Annotated in this window: 22 protein-coding genes; 14 read left to right on the top strand and 8 right to left on the bottom strand. The window is 30.6% G+C overall.

All coding sequences use genetic code 11. The features are described 5' to 3' along the window. Positions 1 to 82: 82 nt before the first annotated feature. Entirely contained in the window at positions 83 to 922 is an 840-nt protein-coding gene (locus FBFL15_RS15955; protein WP_014085423.1) for a hypothetical protein, read from the bottom strand. A gap of 159 nt (positions 923 to 1,081) precedes the next feature. Continuing rightward, positions 1,082 to 1,663, bottom strand: coding sequence for a T9SS type A sorting domain-containing protein (locus tag FBFL15_RS15350; RefSeq protein ID WP_014085422.1), 582 nt, complete (start codon positions 1,661 to 1,663; stop codon positions 1,082 to 1,084). 201 nt (positions 1,664 to 1,864) lie between these two features. On the opposite strand from FBFL15_RS15350, the gene FBFL15_RS15345 reads away from it, so the two are divergent. Both FBFL15_RS15345 and FBFL15_RS15340 read left to right on the top strand, forming a co-directional pair. Further along, on the top strand, positions 1,865 to 3,811 hold the full coding sequence (locus FBFL15_RS15345) for an ATP-binding protein (protein ID WP_158309112.1): 1,947 nt from the start codon (positions 1,865 to 1,867) through the stop codon (positions 3,809 to 3,811). A gap of 25 nt (positions 3,812 to 3,836) precedes the next feature. Next, positions 3,837 to 4,445 carry a response regulator transcription factor gene (locus FBFL15_RS15340; protein ID WP_014085420.1) on the top strand — a complete coding sequence of 203 codons (609 nt, stop codon included), beginning with the start codon at positions 3,837 to 3,839 and terminating at the stop codon, positions 4,443 to 4,445. 58 nt (positions 4,446 to 4,503) lie between these two features. Here the strand turns inward: FBFL15_RS15340 and FBFL15_RS15335 are convergent, their stop codons facing one another. Beyond that, positions 4,504 to 5,253, bottom strand: a complete 750-nt coding sequence (locus FBFL15_RS15335) for a WecB/TagA/CpsF family glycosyltransferase (protein WP_014085419.1) — start codon at positions 5,251 to 5,253, stop codon at positions 4,504 to 4,506. Positions 5,254 to 5,334: 81 nt separating this feature from the next. Between FBFL15_RS15335 and FBFL15_RS15330 the strand changes: the two genes are divergently transcribed. The 6 genes from FBFL15_RS15330 to FBFL15_RS15305 all read left to right on the top strand — a co-directional run bounded on the left by FBFL15_RS15330 (position 5,335) and on the right by FBFL15_RS15305 (position 11,959). Continuing rightward, a complete protein-coding gene (locus FBFL15_RS15330; protein WP_014085418.1) occupies positions 5,335 to 6,654 on the top strand; it encodes an oligosaccharide flippase family protein in 1,320 nt (439 codons plus the stop codon). A gap of 53 nt (positions 6,655 to 6,707) precedes the next feature. After that, positions 6,708 to 7,424, top strand: a complete 717-nt coding sequence (locus FBFL15_RS15325; RefSeq protein WP_068801160.1) for an FkbM family methyltransferase — start codon at positions 6,708 to 6,710, stop codon at positions 7,422 to 7,424. After that, the gene (locus FBFL15_RS15320) at positions 7,421 to 8,143 is read left to right on the top strand and encodes a glycosyltransferase family 2 protein (RefSeq protein WP_014085416.1); all 723 of its coding nucleotides are present in this window, start codon (positions 7,421 to 7,423) and stop codon (positions 8,141 to 8,143) included. Before FBFL15_RS15325 ends, FBFL15_RS15320 begins: the two co-directional genes overlap by 4 nt. Further along, entirely contained in the window at positions 8,121 to 8,861 is a 741-nt protein-coding gene (locus FBFL15_RS15315) for a class I SAM-dependent methyltransferase (RefSeq protein ID WP_231847474.1), read from the top strand. Before FBFL15_RS15320 ends, FBFL15_RS15315 begins: the two co-directional genes overlap by 23 nt. A 405-nt stretch (positions 8,862 to 9,266) precedes the next feature. Next, positions 9,267 to 10,787 carry an ArnT family glycosyltransferase gene (locus tag FBFL15_RS15310; protein WP_158309111.1) on the top strand — a complete coding sequence of 507 codons (1,521 nt, stop codon included), beginning with the start codon at positions 9,267 to 9,269 and terminating at the stop codon, positions 10,785 to 10,787. Next, complete coding sequence (locus FBFL15_RS15305; protein WP_014085413.1) at positions 10,784 to 11,959, top strand: O-antigen ligase family protein; 1,176 nt, start codon at positions 10,784 to 10,786, stop codon at positions 11,957 to 11,959. Before FBFL15_RS15310 ends, FBFL15_RS15305 begins: the two co-directional genes overlap by 4 nt. A 90-nt stretch (positions 11,960 to 12,049) precedes the next feature. Here FBFL15_RS15305 and FBFL15_RS15300 read toward each other — a convergent pair whose 3' ends face one another. Then, positions 12,050 to 12,565: a hypothetical protein gene (locus FBFL15_RS15300; RefSeq protein ID WP_014085412.1), complete on the bottom strand. Its 516-nt coding sequence runs from the start codon at positions 12,563 to 12,565 to the stop codon at positions 12,050 to 12,052. A gap of 54 nt (positions 12,566 to 12,619) precedes the next feature. Between FBFL15_RS15300 and FBFL15_RS17170 the strand changes: the two genes are divergently transcribed. Beyond that, positions 12,620 to 13,849: an O-antigen ligase family protein gene (locus tag FBFL15_RS17170; protein ID WP_014085411.1), complete on the top strand. Its 1,230-nt coding sequence runs from the start codon at positions 12,620 to 12,622 to the stop codon at positions 13,847 to 13,849. Here FBFL15_RS17170 and FBFL15_RS15290 read toward each other — a convergent pair. Continuing rightward, positions 13,834 to 14,907: a glycosyltransferase family 4 protein gene (locus tag FBFL15_RS15290; RefSeq protein WP_014085410.1), complete on the bottom strand. Its 1,074-nt coding sequence runs from the start codon at positions 14,905 to 14,907 to the stop codon at positions 13,834 to 13,836. The genes FBFL15_RS17170 and FBFL15_RS15290 overlap by 16 nt on opposite strands. 179 nt (positions 14,908 to 15,086) lie before the next feature. Between FBFL15_RS15290 and thiL the strand changes: the two genes are divergently transcribed. Both thiL and FBFL15_RS15280 read left to right on the top strand, forming a co-directional pair. Continuing rightward, positions 15,087 to 16,136: a thiamine-phosphate kinase gene (gene thiL, locus FBFL15_RS15285; protein ID WP_014085409.1), complete on the top strand. Its 1,050-nt coding sequence runs from the start codon at positions 15,087 to 15,089 to the stop codon at positions 16,134 to 16,136. 88 nt (positions 16,137 to 16,224) lie between these two features. Then, positions 16,225 to 16,770 carry a hypothetical protein gene (locus FBFL15_RS15280; RefSeq protein ID WP_014085408.1) on the top strand — a complete coding sequence of 182 codons (546 nt, stop codon included), beginning with the start codon at positions 16,225 to 16,227 and terminating at the stop codon, positions 16,768 to 16,770. A gap of 359 nt (positions 16,771 to 17,129) precedes the next feature. Here the strand turns inward: FBFL15_RS15280 and FBFL15_RS15275 are convergent, their stop codons facing one another. Continuing rightward, a complete protein-coding gene (locus FBFL15_RS15275; RefSeq protein WP_014085407.1) occupies positions 17,130 to 18,422 on the bottom strand; it encodes an aminopeptidase P family protein in 1,293 nt (430 codons plus the stop codon). A gap of 236 nt (positions 18,423 to 18,658) precedes the next feature. On the opposite strand from FBFL15_RS15275, the gene FBFL15_RS15270 reads away from it, so the two are divergent. Both FBFL15_RS15270 and gmk read left to right on the top strand, forming a co-directional pair. After that, the gene (locus tag FBFL15_RS15270) at positions 18,659 to 19,519 is read left to right on the top strand and encodes a YicC/YloC family endoribonuclease (protein ID WP_014085406.1); all 861 of its coding nucleotides are present in this window, start codon (positions 18,659 to 18,661) and stop codon (positions 19,517 to 19,519) included. 14 nt (positions 19,520 to 19,533) lie between these two features. Continuing rightward, positions 19,534 to 20,115, top strand: coding sequence for a guanylate kinase (gene gmk, locus FBFL15_RS15265; RefSeq protein WP_014085405.1), 582 nt, complete (start codon positions 19,534 to 19,536; stop codon positions 20,113 to 20,115). 25 nt (positions 20,116 to 20,140) lie between these two features. Here gmk and FBFL15_RS15260 read toward each other — a convergent pair whose 3' ends face one another. Continuing rightward, positions 20,141 to 21,070 (bottom strand): LTA synthase family protein, encoded by a 930-nt coding sequence (locus FBFL15_RS15260; RefSeq protein ID WP_014085404.1) that lies wholly within the window; start codon positions 21,068 to 21,070, stop codon positions 20,141 to 20,143. Positions 21,071 to 21,117: 47 nt separating this feature from the next. Here FBFL15_RS15260 and FBFL15_RS15255 point away from each other — a divergent pair, with 47 nt between their 5' ends. Then, on the top strand, positions 21,118 to 21,351 hold the full coding sequence (locus FBFL15_RS15255) for a DUF6341 family protein (protein WP_014085403.1): 234 nt from the start codon (positions 21,118 to 21,120) through the stop codon (positions 21,349 to 21,351). Positions 21,352 to 21,386: 35 nt separating this feature from the next. Here FBFL15_RS15255 and purD read toward each other — a convergent pair whose 3' ends face one another. Further along, complete coding sequence (gene purD / locus FBFL15_RS15250) at positions 21,387 to 22,658, bottom strand: phosphoribosylamine--glycine ligase (protein WP_014085402.1); 1,272 nt, start codon at positions 22,656 to 22,658, stop codon at positions 21,387 to 21,389. Between the last annotated feature and the right edge of the window lie 96 nt (positions 22,659 to 22,754).

The following is a 22,754-nucleotide window of genomic DNA, read 5'->3' as shown; positions in this document are numbered from 1 at the left end:
TTACGATAAAATTTTTTATGTAAATTTATAAGTCAATAAATAGAATTACTTTCTATTCTATTGCATAAAGTTGGTTTTATGTTTATTGACGGTTTACTTTTGCCTCAAGTGCTTCAATACGTTTGTTTTGTTGGATGATGTACAACATCAGTTCTTCGATTTTTTCTTGCTGAATACGTGCCATATCCCCAACATTGATGCCACTATCTGCTACTTCTGCAGCCGAAGGAACGTTTGGCAAATGTCCTTTTGAAGCAATAAATTTTTCTACCTCTGCAATAGGTTTTAATGCGTAATCTTTTGCAAAAACATAATCTGCCCAACCTGTTCGCACTCTTATTTCGTTTGCCAAAACACCACCATTTACAAATAATTTATAATTTGAAACATCTACACTTCCAGCTGTTGTTGGAAATGAACCAAAAGTTTGTCCTATACCAACTTGTCCATTCAGTTTGGTAGTGCCTACAACATCTAATTTTGCACTTGGGTCTAATGTACCAATTCCAACATTACCTGTATGGTGTTTTACAATTAACCTTGTATCAATATTGTATGGACTTAACGAATTTTCAGTTTTTAACTCAATACCGTTTGTATTCATAACTATTTTTGAACCTAATCCACCCCCTTGATGAATATTGAGAGTATTACCATTTTGTACATTAATAATACCATTACTATTACCATCTAATGCCCTTTTAAGGTATATTATCCCATCCTCATTTAATTTCCCTATTTCTAATCCATTTGCATGAATAAAACCAGCCACATCTAATTTTTGTGTTGGTGTTGTAGTACCTATACCCACATTTCCGGTTGTTGGATTCGTTGTGGTGGTTACTGTTCCGTTTGGAGTGGCCATTTGTCCATAAGTCATTCCCGCAGCCAAAAGTGCTGCCGTAAAAATTAATTTTTTCATTGTTTTGTTTTTTTTAGTTGTCCCTACTCTATTTTTAAGCTTTTCGGGTATCGCTCTAATTTTGTAATGTTGTCATACCGAGCCGCTCCTATATTGTGGAGCGGAACGATATGGGTTTCGGTTTTAAAAATTCTACTTATTAATACCTAAACATTTTCTTTAATTTTTAATAAATTGAACATTAAGGTAGGTATTATTGGTTAAATGGAGCTTTAAAATGTAGGTTGCATTGCTAGGCAAAGTATAAACTGCTATTGTATTGGATTGTGTAGGAACTATAGTTTGACTTGTTATTATTTGGCCCGTGGCATCATAAATTTCGTATCGATCCACAAATTCGTGGTCCAAACTAAAACTTAAATTAGCCTGTACAGGATTTGGGAAAATGGTTACTTTTCCTGTTGAACCACCTTTTTTCGCAATTATAGTTCCGTTTCCCACTTCTGTTAGCGAATTGTCGTTATTACTGTGGGGGCTTCCGCTAGTTGTAGTAGTGGGTACCAATAGGATGGTAGTATTGGTCATTGGCTTGATATATACCCCTTCTTCCGCAATGAACGATCCGCTTATAGCAACGTCTTGCAAATTAGTAACTATTAATTCTTGTTGAAAATAAAAAGAGGCATTAAAATAATCGGCTGTAAAGGTTATTGTAACAGGAGATGATCCCGCTACAACATATTGTGCTTGAGCTACAAAGCTTGTAAAAAATAAAATAAAAATATACTTAAAAGTGTTCATAAAAACAATTCTTTAATGATTTGACAAAGCTAATTTACAATTACTTTTAAAAACATACCATAAAACAGGTATTTTTTATTATTTTTGACTTTTAAAAAAACAAGGAATCCTACTGCACTTGTTTTTGATGATAAAAAAAAGCCTTACCCCAAAAAAGGCTCGTGTTTTATAACGTGTTATAATCAACTTATGCTTTTGAAAATGTTTTTGAAACAAAACGCTTTTTTGGGAATATCCAACAGACCATTGTATCTTATTGCATGGATGTTTGGTTTGGGCTATAGCACCTTGTTATATCCTCAAACCCAACAGGCACATGTAAGCCAACTGATCGATTTGTTTGCGGCCAATATCAATTCTAACCCCGATAAAGCCTTAAAATATATCCAACAAGCTTTATCAGAAAGTCAATCCTTGCAAGACGATTTTTTGTTGTCGAGATGTAATTATAATATGGGATTTTATTTTTACACGATGAAATCTGACACTAAACTGGCAACAGCTTATTTTTACAAATCACTTCCATACGCTTTAAAATCAAAGAATTATAAAATTTTAGCAGGTGCATATAATCAGTTAGGAAATATAGATATGGATAAGGGATTATATGAAAACGCTTTAAAAAAAATGATTCAATCATTAAAAATTGCAACTGCTCACCAATTGACTAAACATCTAAGTGATGTTTATATCAATTTAGGATTATTATATAGTTATAAAAAGGATACTCTAAAAGCATTGTCATATTATAAAACCAACGAAAAAATAGCCCGAGACAACGACCTGAAAGATAATTTGTTGGCTATTCATATTAATGTTGGTGGTTTGATACGTGATAAAAACCGACCGTTGGCTATTGAGCATCATTTGAAAGCCTATAAAATTGCACAAGAATTGGACGATGTCAATACTCAATGCGATATTTTGATTAATTTAGGTACTATATATATAGATGAATATGATTTGCAAAAAACTGAAAAAGCATTAAATTGTATCAAAAAAGCTGAAAAGTTAGCCAAAATTCTAAATAATAAAGATAAGTACTTTTATATATACTTTAATTTAGGAGGCATTTACAAAAGTCAAAAAAAATATTCCGAATCTATAAAGTATTACAAAAAAGCTTTGGCTCTCACCCAAAAAGGTTTTAACAAAGAGCAAAAAGCCAGTTTGTATAAAGCCATTTCTGGGTATTATACTGAAGTAGGGCAATACAAAGAGGCTTTAGGTTATCAAAAAAAACATTATGAATTGCAAGACAGCCTTTTTAGCGTAGCAAAAAGTAAGGCTTTTGACGATATCATTACCAAATATGAAGTAGATAAAAAGAACCTGAAAATCAATTTGTTGTCTAAAGAAAAAGTGATAGAAAGTAATAAAAAAAGGGGGTTTATTGGACTCGCATTTTTACTTTTTTTAGGCATTATTGTAGTCATCGTTTTTTACAGAAACCGCATTCGTACTCAAAAAATCATTCGCAAAAACGAATTAATTTTAGCCGAACAAGAAAAAAAACAACTCGAAAAGGATAGGGAGTTGAAACACGTTTTGGGTTTAGTAGAAGGGCAAGACCAAGAACGCAACCGTATTGCCAAAGAAATTCACGATGGTGTTGGAGGAGAGTTGGCCGGCATAAAGCTGCAATTGTCTAGTTTGCAGTCTAAAAATCCAGACATTCATTTGAATGAAACCATCCAACAAATTGGAAAAGTATTTGGCGAGTTACGGGCCATATCGCACAATTTGAGTTCTAATTATATTGCCAATCGTACATTGGAAAATTTACTAGGTGAGCTCCGTGATAATTACCAAAACAGGGGTCTTTTTCAAATTGATGTTTATTGTTTTCCAGACGACATTCTTTTAGCGTTACCTTCAGATGCGGTCCATCATTTGTATCGTATTTTTCAGGAATTGCTATCCAATATCGAAAAACATGCACAAGCACAACATGTTAGCCTTTCGATTACCCAACACAACGACCGAATTAATATTATGGTTGAAGACGATGGGATAGGATTTGAAACCCATGAAGCAAAAGGTATAGGCATAAAAAATATAGAAGAAAGACTTACAAGCATCAATGGACAAATGACCATAGAATCTGAACTAGGGCATGGAACTTGTGTCATTATTGATGTTTTCTAACTTAGATAAAAACAAACAAAGAAACATGAATATTAGAATTGGATTAGTTGACGATCATCAAATGTTTTTAGACGGAATGGTTTCGGTATTGTCTCAAAAAAGCAATTTTGAAATAGTTTTTGCTGTAAACAATGCCCAGCTGGCCCTCAATAAAATAGCTTTAGACTTGCCCGATATTATCATAACAGACATTTCTATGCCCAATATGAATGGCATCGAATTTATTAAGGCTCTAAAAAACAAACATGTAGGTATTAAAATTTTAGTTGTTAGTATGTTTGGAAATTTACAAACCTACGAAGACATAGATGGTTATTTATTAAAAGAAACAGAAAAAGACAAACTGATAACTGCCATCGAAGACATTGTGCATAGAAACCAAAAAGTTTTTTGGCATATTGAAAAAAAAACCAATTCATTTGAGTTTAATAAAAATATATTAAGCCCACGAGAAAAAGAAATTATCAAACTAATAGCCCAAGAACTAACCACAGAAGAAATTGCAAATAGGCTCAATAGCAGCAAACATACGATAGAAACCCATCGCAAAAATATTTTTGTAAAACTTCAAATCAAAAGCACAGCAGGTTTGATATTAAAAGCCCTACAGTTGGGGGTGTTACCCTCTATCTAAATAAATTTGGTATGATGAGATCATGCACAAAAAATAATTACCAAAAAAGCGTTAGTAATTAAAAAATATCGGTGATAGGTTTGTTTTGGTATTTAATTAGCAAGAAGAACAATTTAAAACTATTCCAATACCTTGGGATGTAGTTTTTTGGGCTTGAAATACATCTGTGTAACCAACCTAAATAAATATAATCTATCCATTTTGGGATTTGAACTTGACGCCCTGTTTTAAAAGCAAGAGCAGCTCCAGTGCAAATGATGACTGGTTTGTAAAATAAATTTTGTTTTAAAAAAAGGCCTAATTTTTCTTGAGTACCGCCACCAATATTAATAATAATCCAGTCTGGTTTTTGTAAATTAATTTGATTTAACAACTGTTCATCATGAGTGTTTTGTTCATAAAAAGGAGCCGTATATACATTCTGGTCGGAAATGGTATGGCCAAGACTTCCAAAATATTTTTGATTGATTTGACCATCCAAATCTGAAGGGTTGATCAAAAATATTTTTTTATTTTTCAAACTCGAAATATTGTCAATAAAATAGTTGATAAATTCTAATCCAGAAATTTTGTGAAGCTTTGGACTAAAAAAAAGATTCCAAATCAGGGTCATGTAACCACTATCTGGAATGATAATATCCGAATGGAGCAAGGCCTGATAATAGTGGGCATCGTTTGGAATATTGGCAAGTCCAGGAGCTGCAGGCACCGTAAGCAGGCCTCCGCTCGTATTTAATAAATCAAACACTTGATTGGCTTTGCCTTTATAAAAAGGTATCCCTAAAATAGAAACAGATTGATAGGTCATTCAGAATAGATTATTTATTAAAAACAGCACAAAAATAACAAAAAATTAGAATAACTTTGCATTCTTTTTTAAAGCTTTTACATGACACAATATTTTACATTATCTAGTTTAAAAAACAATCATATTGTGTTAAGTGGATTTTATAAATCACTATCAGGACTGTCATTGTTTGTTTCAATGAGTTTGTTATTACGATATTTGGATAAAGAAAATTATGGTCTTTGGAATTTAGTATTTACAATGTTTCAATGGGTTTTATTGATGGATTTTGGTATTCAAAGTGCACTAAAAACAAAAATACCCCATTTGATATTAGAAGGCAATACAAAATTATTACAGTTATACATCAAATCTACTTACAAAACATCGGCTTATATTGCACTATTACTTTTTTTAATATTTACTTTTTTTGTGTTTACAAATCACTTGGGAACCATTTTCAATCTAAATATCTATCCTGAAAATTATTTAAAAAAATTATTTCTACTAAATTTTTTATTTTTTTGCCTAAATTTTATAGCAAACATTCATAAATCATTATATGTTGCATTTTTAAAAGGTAAATATGCCGAACTTTCAATATTCATCAATCAGTTTGGCTTTATGATATTATTGTTTTTTTTACATCATTTTTACAAAAATATTTCATATTCAAATAAATTAATAGCAATAACAATTATCAATGGCGGTTTTTGCTTTATAGTAAATTTATTTTTTACCATACGATTTTTTATAATCGAAAAAATGAATCTATTTATAAAAGGTGATTTTCCAAAAAAATTATTTTTAGAAAGTATCAAATTGGGAACAAAATATATGATTATCCAACTTTCGATGATATTTATTTTTACAATAGATAGTTATATCATTTCCTATTATTTTGGACCAAATCATATTGCAGCGTATGATTTTGTTACAAAATATTTTCAGTTTCCATTAATGATAATTATTGCTGCATTTTCGCCTCTTTGGAGTATGTTTACAAAAAATTACTTAGAAAAAGAACAAAAAAAATTATTAAAACAATTTAAATTATTCAATAGACTATTTGTTGTCATGGTGTTGTGTATTGTTGTTGCTGGTTTTTTATATCCTTATATTTTAAAATTATGGACAAGAAATAGTTTGACTACTTCATCGAGTTTGATCATTTGGGTAGCATTGCTCACCGCATTGCGAATATTTTTTAGTTTTTACAGCAATTTTTTGAACGGAATTGGCAAACTTAATTATTATATGATTTTACTAATAATAGGGTTGTTTTTTAAGATTCCATTAACTTTAGTTTTAATTAATTTAAAATTTGGAATAAATAGTGTAGTTTTGTCTTCAGTAATCATTAGTATAATTTGGGCTATTTTAATACCAAAATACTGTTACAATATATTAGACAAAATTTAATTAATAATTATAAGGAATAAATGAATTCATTTTTATACAAAAATAAAAATTTTTTGCTTAAAGTAAAAAGAAGTTTAAATAGCTTGTTTCATATAGATGTAATAAAATATCCAAATGATGAATTAGTAAGAAGAATTAAATTATTAGAGTACCATAACATAGATGTAATACTAGATATTGGTGCAAATATTGGTCAATATGGATGTTTGATGAGGAGTTTGGGCTACAAAGGAGCTATCATTTCATTTGAACCAACTCAAAAAGCTTTTGAAACTTTGCAAAAAAACGCAAAACAAAGTAAAAATTGGAGTGTTTATAATTATTCTTTGGGCGATAAAAACGAAAAAACCTATATTAATATTTCACATAATTCTGTAAGTAGCTCTATGCTTGATGACTTGCCGTTGCTAACACAGGCAGCACCAAAAGCAAAATTCATAGAAAAAGAAGCAATAGAAGTAAAAACTTTAGATACTATTTTTGAAAGTTTAAATATAAGTGGTAACAATATTTATATGAAAATAGATACTCAAGGATACGAAGAATTTGTATTGAAAGGAGCTACTAATTCCTTAAATAAAATAAAAGGAATACAAATAGAAATGTCATTGATACCAAGTTATAAAGGGACAATAACATTTGAAAAAATGAAATCAAATATAGAACAATTAGGATTTGAACTATTAGCCATAGAAAATGGTTTTTTTGATCATTCAACCGGAAAACAACTAGAGGTAGATGGGATTTTTTATAAAAAAGATAAATTATGATGCACAAATTATCTGTAATTATACCCGCTTACAACGAGGGAAAAACAATACATATTATTTTGAATAAGTTAAAAGAAACTCAACTTATAGCAGGAATAGAAAAAGAAATAATTATAGTTAATGATTATTCTAATGACAATACTGAGGAAGCGGTATTATCTTACATTAAAAACAATGCTGAGTTGAATATTCAATACTACAAGCATCATCAAAATAAAGGAAAAGGAGCAGCATTACATACGGGTATAAAAAAAGCAACGGGTGAATTTTTAATAATTCAAGATGCAGATTTAGAATACGATCCACAAGAATATAATTTGTTGTTGAAACCCGTTGTAGATGGTTTTGCAGATGTTGTATATGGTAGTAGATTTATGGGAGGAAAGCCTCATCGAATTTCCTTTTTTTGGCATACAATTGGAAATAAATTTTTGACTTTTATATCCAATATGTTTTCAAATCTGAACTTGACAGATATGGAAACTTGTTATAAATTATTCGACACCAAAATTGTTCAGTCCTTATCTTTAAAAGAAAATAGATTTGGATTTGAGCCTGAAATAACAGCCAAAATAGCTAGAATACCCAAAATTAGAATCTACGAAGTTGGCATTTCTTATTATGGTAGAACTTATGAAGAGGGTAAAAAAATTGGATGGAAAGATGGTTTTAGAGCAATATATTGTATAATAAAATATGGTTTATTTAAAGCAAAATAAGATGGAGCATAATATAAAAGAAATAGATGTAGAAGGACATATCACACTAAACGTGATAGAAAAAGCAGATAAATTTAACGAATGGATGTATCATACCATCAAAAAAAATTGTAAAGGCAAAATACTTGAAATAGGAAGTGGTATAGGTAATATTTCTAAGTATTTTATTAAAGATAAATATGATATTACACTAAGTGATTTAAGAGAAAATTATTGCGAAATCCTAAAAAAAAAATATACTAACCCAATTGTAAAGATTGATTTGGTTCATCCAAATTTTGATTCACAGTATAAAGAGTATTTAGAAACGTTTGATACAGTTTTTGCTTTAAACGTAGTAGAGCATATAGAAAATGACGAAAAAGCCATTGAGAATTGTAAAAAATTACTAAAAGCAAATGGTGTACTGATCATTCTAGTCCCAGCTTATCAAGCCCTTTTCAACTCGTTTGATGTTGAGTTAGAACACTTTAGAAGATATACTCCAAATAGCTTAAAAAAAATAATTTCAAAAAATGGCTTAACAATTCAACATACGTTTTCTTTTAATTTTATAGGTATCTTTGGTTGGTATTTTTCTGGAAATATCTTAAAGAAAAAAACTATTCCAGAAGGTCAAATGGGTATATTCAATCTATTAGTCCCAATATTCAAATTTGCAGATTATATTACTTTCAATAAAATTGGGCTTTCCGTGATAAATGTTTCTAAGAAATAAATGTAGAATTTAAAAATTAATTTTATGCTTATATACATATCTTATTTATTATTACTTTTTTCGGGTTTTCAGTTTTTTAAAAACGAGAAATGTATAGACGTTATAATCAAAACAAGCCTATTATTTTTTTGTATATTAGTAATTATTACAGAATTATTAAGTTATTTAAACCTACTTAATTTTACAGTAATATTATTTTTTTGGCTACTATTTTCTGGCATAAATGTAATTTATTTGATAAAAACAAAATCACTTTTAAAATTACCTAAATTTTTAAACGCCCAATTTAAATTATTTTCAAATATTGAAAAACGTATATCTTTTTTAATCCTCCTTTTTTTTAGTTGCTTACTCTTTCAAGGATTGATATATCCACCAAACAACTGGGATTCATTAACTTATCACATGTCACGTATAATGTTTTGGATAAGTAATGAATCTGTTTCACATTTTCAAACCAATATTTTAAGGCATTTATATCAACCCCCTTTTAGTGAATTTTTTATTTTACATGTTTGTTTATTACAAGGTAATGATTATTTAGCCAATAGTGTACAACTATTTTTCTTATTATTAACAGCAGTATCATTCTATACCCTCTTAGACATTACAAATACAACTAGGTTAAGTAAATTAATTGGGATTGTTTTTTTTATTAGCACACCATCCATTTTACTAGAAGCTACTACAACTAAAAACGATATAGTGTGTGGTTTTTTTATTATCACCACAGCATTATTTTCTATACGTGTTTATTTACGATCTAATGTTGAAAATTTTATTTTTCTTGGACTCTCAATTGGATTGGCAATTTTTACAAAAGGTACTGCATACTTATTTATAGCTCCTATAATAGTAATATTGGCTCTTTTTATATGTCATAATATAATTAAAACTAAAGAAATTGCTATATTTAAAAACATTTTTTTTGCTTTTATCGTTATTTTTATATTAAATTTTAATCATTTTTATAGAAATTATAATATAGATAGAAATATATTGAATATTGACAAGGTAGAATCCAAAATGTTTTCAAACGACAAGATGAATATCCAAATATTTACCTCAAATTTGTTAAAAAACATTGGTTTGCATATTATACCTCCTTTTACTTCATATTATAATGATTTTATCGAAAGTTATCATCAAAAATATGAATTGGATATTAATAGTCCAGACACCAATTATTATGGAGCAAAATATTTGAGTCCCAAATCTAATGAAACACACGAAGATTTAGTACCAAATACTTTACAATTGTTTTTTATAGTTTTAATTTCTATATACATATTATATAAGAATTTATACAATTATAAAATAATTCAAATCTTAGTATTGTTAATAATACTATTTCAATTAATCTTGTTTGTGGGATATTTAAAATGGCAACCATGGCACACAAGACTCCATATTCCAATGTTTATATTTTCGGCAGTGCTAGTTTCTATTTATTTTGATAACATAAAAAAACATAAAAAATTTATAGTAGCAATAACCTTATTTTGTTGTGTTTGTTGTTTTGGGTTTTATTACTTATTTAACAACACAAGACCTATAATCACCAACCTAAAGTTTACCAAGAATATAAAGATAAACGATACACGCTATAAAAAATATTTTTCAAACCAATTATTTTTATATAAAGAATATAATATAATAAGCAACTATTTAGATAAAGGGGCGATATCTACAATAGGTTTTGGGTTAAACGATTGGGAATATCCGTTAGTATATAATTATTTTTGGACTAATTATAAAATTAATTGTATATTTGTTAATAATTCAACGACCATTATACAAGAACCATTATCGGACAACGAGGTATTGATAACTTCAAACAAACAAGATTTTATCATGTACAATGGCAAAAAATATAATAACATATTCCCTAATCATACACATCTATGGTTGTATCAAAAAAATTGAATTATAATTTAAAGCAATATTTATTGTATTCATCTATTTTTGCAGTTTTTACCGAAGCCTTTTTTTTTCATTTTATTATAGATTTAAAATTATTATACCTAATTATAATTTTAAATTATACTTTGGTTTTTTTAATAAATAAAACCATACATATTAATAAATACTTTTTAATCGTATTAGTGTCGCTTCTAATACACGCTTTGATTGCAAATATCATTATTGGTATTCCTCCAAATTATGCTTTAGCTCAAATCATTGGCATATCTATCATTGGCGTTTATTATTATAATTTCATTCCGATGTTTGATTTTATTATTATAAAACAAATATACTTAAAAATGAGTTTATGGGCAGCAATTATTGCTTATCCAATGTATTTTATGGGTATTTCATTTAATCCCCAGGGCGATCAGCGATTATGTAGCATATTTACAGAGCCAGCACATTATGCCATTGTAGTCATTCCGGCTTGTTATTACTACTTAAAAATAAAAAACTACATTCCGTTTTTGATAATTTTTATAACCTTAATTATTTCTAGTTCCTCACTTGGATATTTAGGGATAGCTTTAATTTTTATTTTACCTAATATTTCATTAAAAAGAATATTATTCCTATTAATTTCGATACCATTTATTTTAATAACCTTTGTATATATTTACAATGAATATAATTTTTTTAAGTTAAGAGTTGATGATACAATAGAGTCGTTAAATGCCGTCAATACCGGAAAATTTAAAGAATATACAAATTTGAGTTCCTATGCATTATTAAGTAATGTATTTATTGCCAATCAAAACCTGCAGGATCACCCATTTGGTAGTGGCATTGGAAGCCATGTATATGTTCATAAAAATGTTTATTTTCACAGAATGTCACCTCCAAAATATTTATATGTCATGAAAAGAGCAGATACAAATGCAAACGATGCCAATTCATTATTTACAAGAATGGCATCTGAAATGGGCTATATTGGAATATCTGTGGTAATTATGTTTTTATGGCATTCCAAAAAGTATTTTTTAAACAAAAAATTTTATTTATCTCAAGGGTTGATTATTTATATTTTATTAAAACTATTTCGAGACGGGCATTACTTTCCGCCCGAATTCTTTTTCTTTATATGGCTAATATATTATGAAGTTATAAATGTTAGAAAAGCCCAGATTTAAAAGAATTCTACAAAATTATAATTTGATATAATACAAAAAAAGCTGTTCATTTATGATATGAACAGCTTTTCTATTTATACAGGGTGTATTTTATTCGGTGGCTAATAAACCTATTAACTCTTTTGTTCCTATAAATGATGGCGGATATTTATTAGAATGGTTTAATGTAAATCTAGAATTTTTTTCATCCCATGAAAATGATTCATCAGTAGCAAATAATTTAGAATATTTATCATTACTACCATCAATTAATAACTTGCCATTTTTGATGGTTACATTTGAAATTAATAAATTTTTCTGATCTTTATTAGTACTTACAGTAAGTTTAAAGTTACTTGGAAAAATATTTTTTGGCATATCCACAATTATTTTTTGATTTAATGGAGACCCCTTTACTTTTACACTTGTAGGTTTATCATGTACAAAAAAACCTTCGTTTTCATAAAAAACAATCAAACTATCGTCTTTTTCATAAATTCCTTCTATTTCTAAAGTAAATTTATCCCCACTCACTTCAAGGGTTTCTTGTTCAGAGTCTGTTTTCTTTTCTTTTCCACAGGAAACAATTATCAAAGCAGATAAAACTAAACCAATTATTTTTTTCATTTTTTGTTTAAATTAAAATATTAACTTTGCAAAAGTATTAATATTTTTTATAGCATGAACAATTTTATTAATAATTTTTTATTTATTCTGTTTTGCTTGTTTTTTTGTTTTCCTTTGTTTAAAGAGAATATAAACAATGCCATTTTCATAATCACAAGTTTAGTTTGTCTTTTTGTTCAATATAAAAAAAAACAATTTAATTTTGATAAAAATATCATTATATACAGCATACCTTTTTGGATAATTCTTATTTTTTGTATATTCAGAATGACCAACTTCAGCGATTTAACTCCTATTAAAAATGCACTATATTTCTTTTTAATACCTTTTATTTTTAACAATATACCTATAATTTTTTTTTCAAATAAAAATGTTACCTTATATTTGAATTTATTAAAATATGTTTGTCTTATTATTTGTATTACTTATATTGTATTATTCCTAAATCAATATAGTTTTTTCGATTTATTTTTATATAGTTATAAAGTTCCTAAATTTAGAAATTTTGTTTACAACGAAATACCAATTTTTAGGATACATCCTACTTATTTTACATCGATATTAATTTTATGTATTTTCAATTCATTTATAAAATTCATTTACCAAAAAAAATATTCGGAAATGATATACGTTGTTTTTTATATTACTATCACTTTCATGTTATCCGTCAAAATAAATATTATTTTTATTTTTATCTTAATATCTTACATCATTTTATTTAAACTTCATTCAACCAAGTATTTACGATACTTGGTGTTTTTTATATTCATTACATGTTTTGGTATTTTTGGTTATAATGTTCCTGGTGTAGAAAAAAGGTTTGTAGAATTGGTAGAGTCTTATAGCTCTAAACCTCAAGGAAAATCTTACGACTCTACAAACATCAGACGAGCCATTTTTGAATGTAGTGTAGATGTTGCAAAACCCAATTTATTATTTGGTGTTGGTTTTGCCCAACTTCAGACGGAATTATTAGATTGTTACAAAAGCAAATACGATTCCGATTTTTATAAAAATCCTAAATTAACGCACAACTATTTCTTTTATATACTTTTGTCAAGTGGCCTTTTAGGGCTGTGTATATATTTAATATGGGTATTCAAAATTACTAATTTTATTTACAAATACAACCAGTTACTCTGTTCTATTATCATGCTAAATATTTTTATTTTGAATTTTACCGAAGACTTTTTCTACAGACAAAACGGTGTGTTTTTTTTCAACCTACTATTTTTTACTTATTATTTCAACCATAAATATCAATACCATCAACTTAATGATTGATAAAATTCTAAAGTCTCTTTACTGCATTTAGTCCAACTGTATTTTTTAGAATTTTCAATCCCTTTTGCTATTATTTCGTTTCTATACGTTTGTTTATTTAATAAATTTTCAAAATAAATGTATGCCGATGGGTCTAAATGATTAAGCAATAAAGCAGCATCTGCAACAATTTCCTTAATTATGGGTTGATTAAAACCAATTACAGGACAACCAGATTTCATGGCTTCTACTATAGGAATGCCAAACCCCTCATATTTAGAAGGATAAATCAATGCAAATGCATTGTTATAAAGCAAGTTCAAATGGGTATTTGATACATTATCCAAATGAAAAATAGCGCTAGATATTGAAGCCATTTTTTTCAACTCTATTTTATTAAAACGGCCACCGCCAACTACAACAAGTTTGAAATGAGTGTGTTTGATAACTTCCAATACATAATCGAAATTCTTATAATTAACTCTTCCTCCAACAAACAATAAATATCCATTTTTTTCAATATTCCATTCTTTTAATTGGGCAAAATCTTGTGGAGTATTTTCTTTTGGAAAATAATCATCACTAACCCCAACTGGAATAACAGCAGTTTGTTGATGAGGTTTTGTTGGACAAAATCGTTGCATGTCTTTGTAAGTATTGTTAGAAACACAAATAACGCCTTTGCTTCTTTTTATTGCAGCATATTTAATATAATTATGAAGTTTTCTTTTGTATATTGGAGAAAAAAAATCATGTATAAAATCATGTACGGTTGTTATTTCTATAGCATTTTTAGCATGGGTCAATGCTCTATAATAACTAGAATGGTATATGATTTCATCTTCAATGTTATAATCTATTGGCAATAACCTATTCCATTTTTGATATTTTGTTTTAAATATTTTTTCACTAGAAATATTCAATTGACTTCTATGAAAATTAGACTCCATTTTTTGATTTTCTATATAAGTAACTTCAATATCTTGATTCTCTATATATTTGATAAGTTCAAACCAATAATTTGAAACGCCACCATTATTTACATTAGAAAAAATAATGTTGTCTAATACTATTTTCATTTATCATCATTGTTTAGTCGAGTTTTCATAACATCCCGTTTTTATTACCTCCGCAAATGTATAAAAAAATCAAACAGAAACGTATTTATTATTTAAAATTCCAAAAACGCTTTTGGGGCTGTCCGCTTTATAAGAAGATACTTTGTATATTTGTACCCAAAAAATCAACTGTAATTGCCATGATTCAAGATCAAAATCCACAACGCACAACATTAGAAAAAATGGGCAAATTTGCCCTTATCCATCATTTGAATCAACCTTTTTGCCCTTCTCAACCCTCTACAACAAACGCCGTGTCAGACGATGCTGCCGTATTGGATTTTGATCATCAAAAAACCCTTGTTGCACATGATTTGTTGATAGAAGGGGTTCATTTTGACCTGGCTTATATGCCGCTCAAACATCTAGGTTACAAAGCCGTAGTGGCCAACCTCTCGGATATAGCTGCCATGAACGCCCGCCCAACTCAAATTACAGTCTCGGTAGGCGTTTCAAACCGTTTTACCCTCGAGGCCCTCGACGACCTTTTTGATGGAATCCGAAGAGCCACTTTAGATTATACATTAGACCTTGTGGGCATACAAACAACAAGTTCACAAAAAGGACTTATCATAAGTATTACCACATTGGGCATGGCAAATGAGGCCGAAATTGTTTATAGAAATGGGGCAAAAGACACTAATCTACTAGTAGTTTCTGGCGATATTGGCGCCGCATATATGGGGCTTCAGGTGCTAGAACGAGAAAAACAAGTGTTTCTTGTAAATCCAAACGTGCAACCCGACTTGGAAGCCTATGCTTATTTAATAGAAAGGCAACTTCGGCCACAAGCCCGAACGGATGTTCGAACGCTCCTTCATGCTCTAGAGATAGTGCCAACGGCCATGATAGACATTTCAGACGGTTTGGCCTCGGAAGTGATGCATCTTTGCAAACAATCTCAAGTGGGTTGCCATTTGTATGAAGACAAATTGCCACTCGACCCGCAGTTTATGAACACTTGCGAAGAATTTAACCTCGATAGTACCACCGTGGCCTTGAGTGGAGGCGAGGATTTTGAACTTTTATTTACAATCCAAATTACGGATTTCGACAAAATTAAAGGCAACCCAAATTTTAGTATTATTGGGCATATCCTGCCGCAATCAGACGGTATTCATTTGATTACACGAGCCAATACTAAAATCCCTTTGAAAGCCAGGGGTTGGGAAAATAGCGAATTTTTATAATTTTAATAGATAAATATGATAGATAAAAGTTTTTTTTAATACTTTTGTACTTATTATAAAACAAACTTACAACTTAATTTTTTTAAAAATGAAAAACAAATTCATCTTACTCACACTTCTTATTTCAAGTGTAGTAGTAGCTCAACAAAAAGATAATTTTTCAAAAAAAAACGAACTTAAATTAAATGCTCTCTACCTCGTTTTAGGTGCTTTTGACGCCTCTTATGAACGATTACTCAACGAAGATTCGGGTGTTGGTGCTTCCTTAATGTTTGCAAACAACGAAGATACGTCCGAGGTTTTTGGATTGACAACTTATTATAGAATGTATTTTGGAAAAAAACCCGCAGCCGGTTTTTTCTTTGAAGGATTTGGAATGCTCAATACACAGCAAGGCAAAGATTATTTGGCTTATACTTATGAAAACGGCAATTACAATTACTATACTTTCAAACCCGAAAAATCAACCGATTTTGCACTAGGATTTGGTATCGGAGGAAAATGGATCAATAAAAAAGGAATATTTTTTGAAATTAGTTCTGGTGTTGGTCGCAATTTATTCAACCCAAAATCAAAAGAGTTGGATTACAAATATGTGGGGCGTGGCGGCATATCTATAGGTTATCGCTTTTAGACCTAGCACAATCAAAAAAACACCTTTTGTTTTTGGATGTAGTAACCAAAACAAAAGGTGTTTTTTTTTCACAATAGCTAATGTCATTCAAATAGGCATCATTTTTAGGGCTAAATGCTACATAAAAACAACCAACTAGCCTCAATGTTTTCTGGACGTTCCCTCAAGGGTCGGGCTACCCGTTTCAAGCAACGTTCATTATTCTCCAAAAGAAATATAATAATGTGAAATAATCTTTTTTGATAATCACATTCAGAAACTATATTCGTGCAAAATAACACCCCTTTTGGGGGCTGGGAGGCTTCTAAAAGGATTTTCACTACTATCCCTAACGCAAAATGCTACAAACAACAGCATTTTTATGCATGCATCAAATGTTCAATTTCTTGAATTTCAATAGGAATATTTTGCATTAAATTAAAAGGATTTCCATGCTCTTGTACAACCACATTGTCTTCCAATCGAATACCAAAACCTTCTTCGGGTATATATATGCCAGGTTCTACGGTAAACACCATGTGGGGTTTTATAGGTTCGTGCAACAAGCCATAATCATGAGTATCTAAGCCCAAATGATGTGAAGTACCGTGCATAAAATATTTTTTATAAGCGGGCTTTTCAGGATTTTCGTTTTGTACATCGGCTTTGTCCAAAAGTCCCAATCCTAGCAGCTCCGAAGTCATTATTTTACCCACTTCAAGGTGGTACTCTTTCCACAAAACACCCGGCTGCAAAAGGTTTGTTGCCTCATTTTTTACCTTCAAAACGGCGTTGTAAACCGCTTTTTGACGATCAGTATAACGACCCGAAACGGGTATTGTTCGGGTTAAATCGCTAGAGTAATTAGCATATTCTGCAGCAACGTCTAGCAATATCAAATCGCCCGCCAAACACGGTTGATTGTTTTCTATATAATGCAACACATTGGCATTTTTGCCCGATGCAATGATTGGGGTATAGGCAAATCCTTTGGAACGATTGCGGACAAATTCATGAATCAATTCGGCCTCAATTTCATATTCCATGACATTGGGTTTTACAAAAGAAAGCAAACGACGAAACCCTTTTTCAGTAATGTTACAAGCCGTTTGAATTAAGGCCAACTCTTCAGGCTCTTTGACAGATCGTATCCTTTGCAAAATAGGGTTGCTCTTAGCAACTTGATGTGCAGGATAAGCTTCTTTCCACCATTTTACAAAACGGGCCTCACGGGTTTCAGTAGCTACTGCTGCCCGATAATGTTCGTTGGTATTGATGTACATTATTTCAGAATAAGTCATCATTTCGTTCAAAATTTTATGAAAATCCTGCAGCCAATGTATGGTTTGAATACCCGAAACTTGTTGAGCGGCTTCTTTGGTTAGTTTTTCGCCTTCCCAAACGGCAATATGCTCGTTGGTTTCTCTTAAAAACAACATTTCTCGATGCTCTGGATAAGGAGCGTCTGGAAACAAAAGCAAAATACTTTCCTCTTGATCTACTCCCGAAAGATAAAAAATATCCCGATGTTGTGCAAATGGCAAAGTGCTGTCTGCCGATACTGGATAGATGTCGTTTGAATTGAAAACCGCAACACTATGGGGTTTCATTTGAGCAACAAATTTGGCTCTGTTTTTTATAAATAATTGATTATCAATAAGATGGTATTTCATGCGGTATGATTTTTTAATTTTTAATTTTTAAACTTGTTCTATAAATGAATCAAAATAACAAAATGTTTTTGGTTTCAACATACAAATATATATTTTTTATTGATATGAATTTGGCTTTATCTACAAAATCAAATTGTAGTTACAAAAAGTACCGCCTCAAGATGTATGGGATATAAAAGTAAATGAATAAGGCTTTTTTAGTATATTTGCCCAACTTTTTTTTGAAAAACCAATATATGATACAATCGATGACAGGCTATGGCAAGGCCAATTTGCAGTTGCCAACCAAAAAAATAATCGTAGAAATAAAATCCTTAAATAGCAAGGGATTAGACTTAAACGTTCGGATGTCGTCTGTTTATAAAGAAATGGAGTTGGGATTACGCAACGAAATAGCCTCTAAACTCGAACGTGGAAAAATTGATTTTTCGATATTTATAGAAAATGTAACCGAACAAACCACCTCAAAAGTAAACGTTCCAATTGTAAAAGCTTATATAGCCCAACTCCAAGAGGTGTATGCCACTGCAGATCAAACAGAGTTGATGAAAATGGCCGTAAGAATGCCCGATGCCCTAAAAACCGAACGAGAAGAAATTGATGAAAATGAATGGCAAGAAATACAAAAAGCAGTGCAAATAGCCCTACAAAACATCCAAGCATTTAGAATTTCCGAAGGGCAATCACTCGAAAAAGAGTTCAGACACCGTATAGCCAATATCAAGCAATATATGCAAGAGGCCTTGGCATTAGATCCAGAAAGGGTGCAAGCCATCAAAGACCGTTTGCAAACAGCCATCAATGAACTTAAAGTTAGTATTGACGAAAACCGATTTGAACAAGAATTGATTTATTATTTGGAAAAATTAGACATCACCGAAGAAAAAGTACGGCTTTCAAATCATTTGGACTATTTTATCGAAACCCTCGAAGGCCAAGAGGCCAATGGCCGAAAACTAGGTTTTATTACTCAAGAAATGGGACGAGAAATCAACACAATGGGCTCCAAATCAAACCATGCCGAAATGCAAAAATTGGTTGTACAGATGAAAGACGAGTTAGAAAAAATAAAAGAACAAGTATTGAATGTGCTTTAAAATAAGATAGGAAAATGCAAAAAGGAAAACTTATCGTTTTTTCTGCTCCTTCAGGTTCAGGAAAAACAACAATTGTAAAACATTTGTTGGAACACGAAAATTTAAACTTAGAATTCTCCATCTCGGCAGCAACTCGACAGGCTAGGGGAGAGGAGGAAAACGGTAAAGATTATTATTTTATGTCGTTAGAACAATTTAAACACCACATCAAAAACGAAGATTTTGTAGAATGGGAAGAAGTGTATAGAGACAATTTTTATGGCACGCTAAAAAGCGAAGTAACCCGAATTTGGGACAAAGGAAAAAATGTTATTTTTGATATAGATGTTGCGGGTGGTTTACGAATCAAATCTAAATTTCCTGATGAAACCTTGGCAGTTTTTGTAAAACCACCAAGCGTTGATGAATTGAAACGACGACTCAAAGAACGCTCTACCGAAAGCGATGAAAAAATCAATATGCGAATTGCAAAAGCCCATGTAGAGCTGGCAACAGCACCCCAATTTGATACCATAATTAAAAACTATGATTTGGAAACCGCCAAAAAAGAAGCGTATAAACTTGTTTTAGATTTTATTAATAATGAATTGATTTAATAAGAATTTTATTTATTTTTATCAATTAAATATGAATACAATAAGAAACAATGCTCAGTACTAAAACCCCAACAAAGGCAGTATCTTTTTGCCATTGCAAGGGAACAAATTCTAAAAAAGCGGTACATATTATGGACAAAGGGACAAAGGTAAATACCAGTAAACTATTGTTTTTTGGGGCCGAAACAGCAAATATAAATAAACCAATGGCCAGCCAAAACAACACAATTTTGTAGGTAGCCCCTAGTACTAAAGGTCTTTTTGAAAGCGAGAGGAGTAGCGAAACCGCAAAAAACAACAAGGTTGTAAGGTATATGGAAAAACTAATATTGTCGTTTATAGAAGCAAAATAATTGATGTCGAATGTAAAATGAGTAGATTGTATAAAAGCGTAAAACAAATTTTTACTAATAATTAAACTGCCAAGTGCAAATAAAATAAGCACACAAAACAAGGCAATAAATGGAATTAACCAATGGCGGTAATCCCTAGAAGCATGAAAAACAATGGCTACATATACTAAAAGTAAAAACCAAATACTCCAAAAATGAAATATGGTAGCAATAAAAATCCAAAATGAGGCATCAAATATTTTTTCTTTTGGAAATTTTAAAGTTTGCATCAAAATGAGCCTTCGGATTGCTAAAAGCACCAAAAAATTGGCACACAACATGCGTGTTTCATTAAAAACAGAGGGAAAAAAAATAAAATACATCAACCCAAAACATATAGAATAAGTGCCTCCTTTGCTCAAACCATTTTTTTGGGTAATATACTCGGCAGTTATTAACGATCCAAGGATTGCCAATAACGAAATCGTTTTTTCAATCCAAAAAAAAGAGTCGAAAAAAACTATTTTTTGATTAAAAATGTAAATAATATAGAAGCCAATTATCAATAAACCAATCAAAATATAATTTATTGGATTAGATTTCTTAAAAATAGTTGTTATCATGCGGATATTTTATATTTTTGCAAATATAAATATAATTTTTATAGAATATGAAAGCATTTTTCGAAGGAATACAATGGTTGTTTGAAAAGGTACTTTATATCCCTCAAGATTTCTTGAAAGATTTGGAATTAAAAAGCTGGTTTGCTGCTAATATTTTCAATTGGATTTTTATGGGAATTTGTACTTATTATATTGTTTATTGGATAAAACAATTAAAATTACACAAAGCAAACAACGACGAGTATCAAGATACTACGGCACATTCGTATTTAGACAAATAAGCTCCTGAAATTTTCAGAAGCTTATGTCTTATTTTTTACAAATCAAAGCCTATATCTTTTCTAAAGTACATCTTATCAAAATGTAGTTTGTCTATGTTTTGATAAGATTTTTTTACGGCTTCACTAAAGTCTTGACCAAAAGAAGTAATGGCCAAAACACGACCACCGTTGCTCAACACTTGATTGCCTTCGAGTTTTGTTCCTGCATGAAACACCAATGATGTTGCTATACTATCTAGTCCAGAAATGATTTTTCCTTTTTCAAAATCTTCTGGATAACCACCAGAAACCACCACAATGGTTGTGGCACTTCGGGGATCTATTTCTAAAACCACTTTATCCAAAGTTTGTGTACTTACAGCCTCAAACAGCGCTACTAAGTCTGATTGTAGTCTAGGAATGACCACTTCGGTTTCTGGATCGCCCATTCGTACGTTGTATTCAATCACAATAGGCTCACCCTCTACATTGATCAGGCCAATAAAAATAAAGCCTTTATAATCTATACCATCTTTTTGAAGCCCAGCCACAGTAGGTTTTACAATCCGATTTTCTATTTTTTCCATCAACACGTCATCTGCAAATGGAACAGGCGAAACAGCCCCCATGCCCCCAGTATTTAGGCCAGTGTCGCCTTCGCCTATGCGTTTGTAATCTTTGGCTGTTGGCAATATTTTATAATTTTTACCATCTGTTAATACAAAACAGCTCAATTCGATTCCATCTAAAAATGCTTCGATAACCACTTTTGTACTGGCTTGTCCAAATTTTTGATGCACCAGCATGTTACGCAGCTCGGTTTTGGCTTCGTCCAAATTATGGATAATCAATACTCCTTTACCAGCTGCTAATCCATCGGCTTTTAATACAAAAGGCGGTGGCAACGTTTCCAAAAAAGCACAACCTGCCTCAACAGTTGCTGCCGTAAAACTGTTGTATGCCGCCGTTGGAATTTGATGTCTGACTAAAAATTCTTTAGCAAATTCTTTGCTACCCTCTAGTTGTGCCCCCATTTTTGATGGCCCAATTACAGGAATGTGCTGTAATTTTTCGTCATTTTTAAAAAAATCATAAATCCCTTGAACTAATGGATCCTCTGGCCCCACCACAACCATACCTACTTGCTCGGCAATGGCCAATTGTTTTAATGCCTCAAAATCTGTGGGGCTAATGTTGATGTTTGTTGCGATGCTTGCCGTACCAGCATTGCCAGGGGCAACAAGTAGTTTGGAACATTTGTCGGACTGCAACATTTTCCATGCCAAAGCATGTTCTCTGCCGCCCGAACCAAGTAATAAAATTGTCATTGTGTATGTTTTTAATGATGCAAAAATAGTTTGTTTTAGAATGATAAAATAATTTATTTTTTATACTTTTGAAATATTTCATTTCAAACCTACTAA

Origin of the sequence: Flavobacterium branchiophilum FL-15, assembly GCF_000253275.1 — a bacterium.
Lineage (GTDB): Bacteria > Bacteroidota > Bacteroidia > Flavobacteriales > Flavobacteriaceae > Flavobacterium > Flavobacterium branchiophilum.
This window is presented reverse-complemented; position numbering and strand designations above follow the sequence as displayed.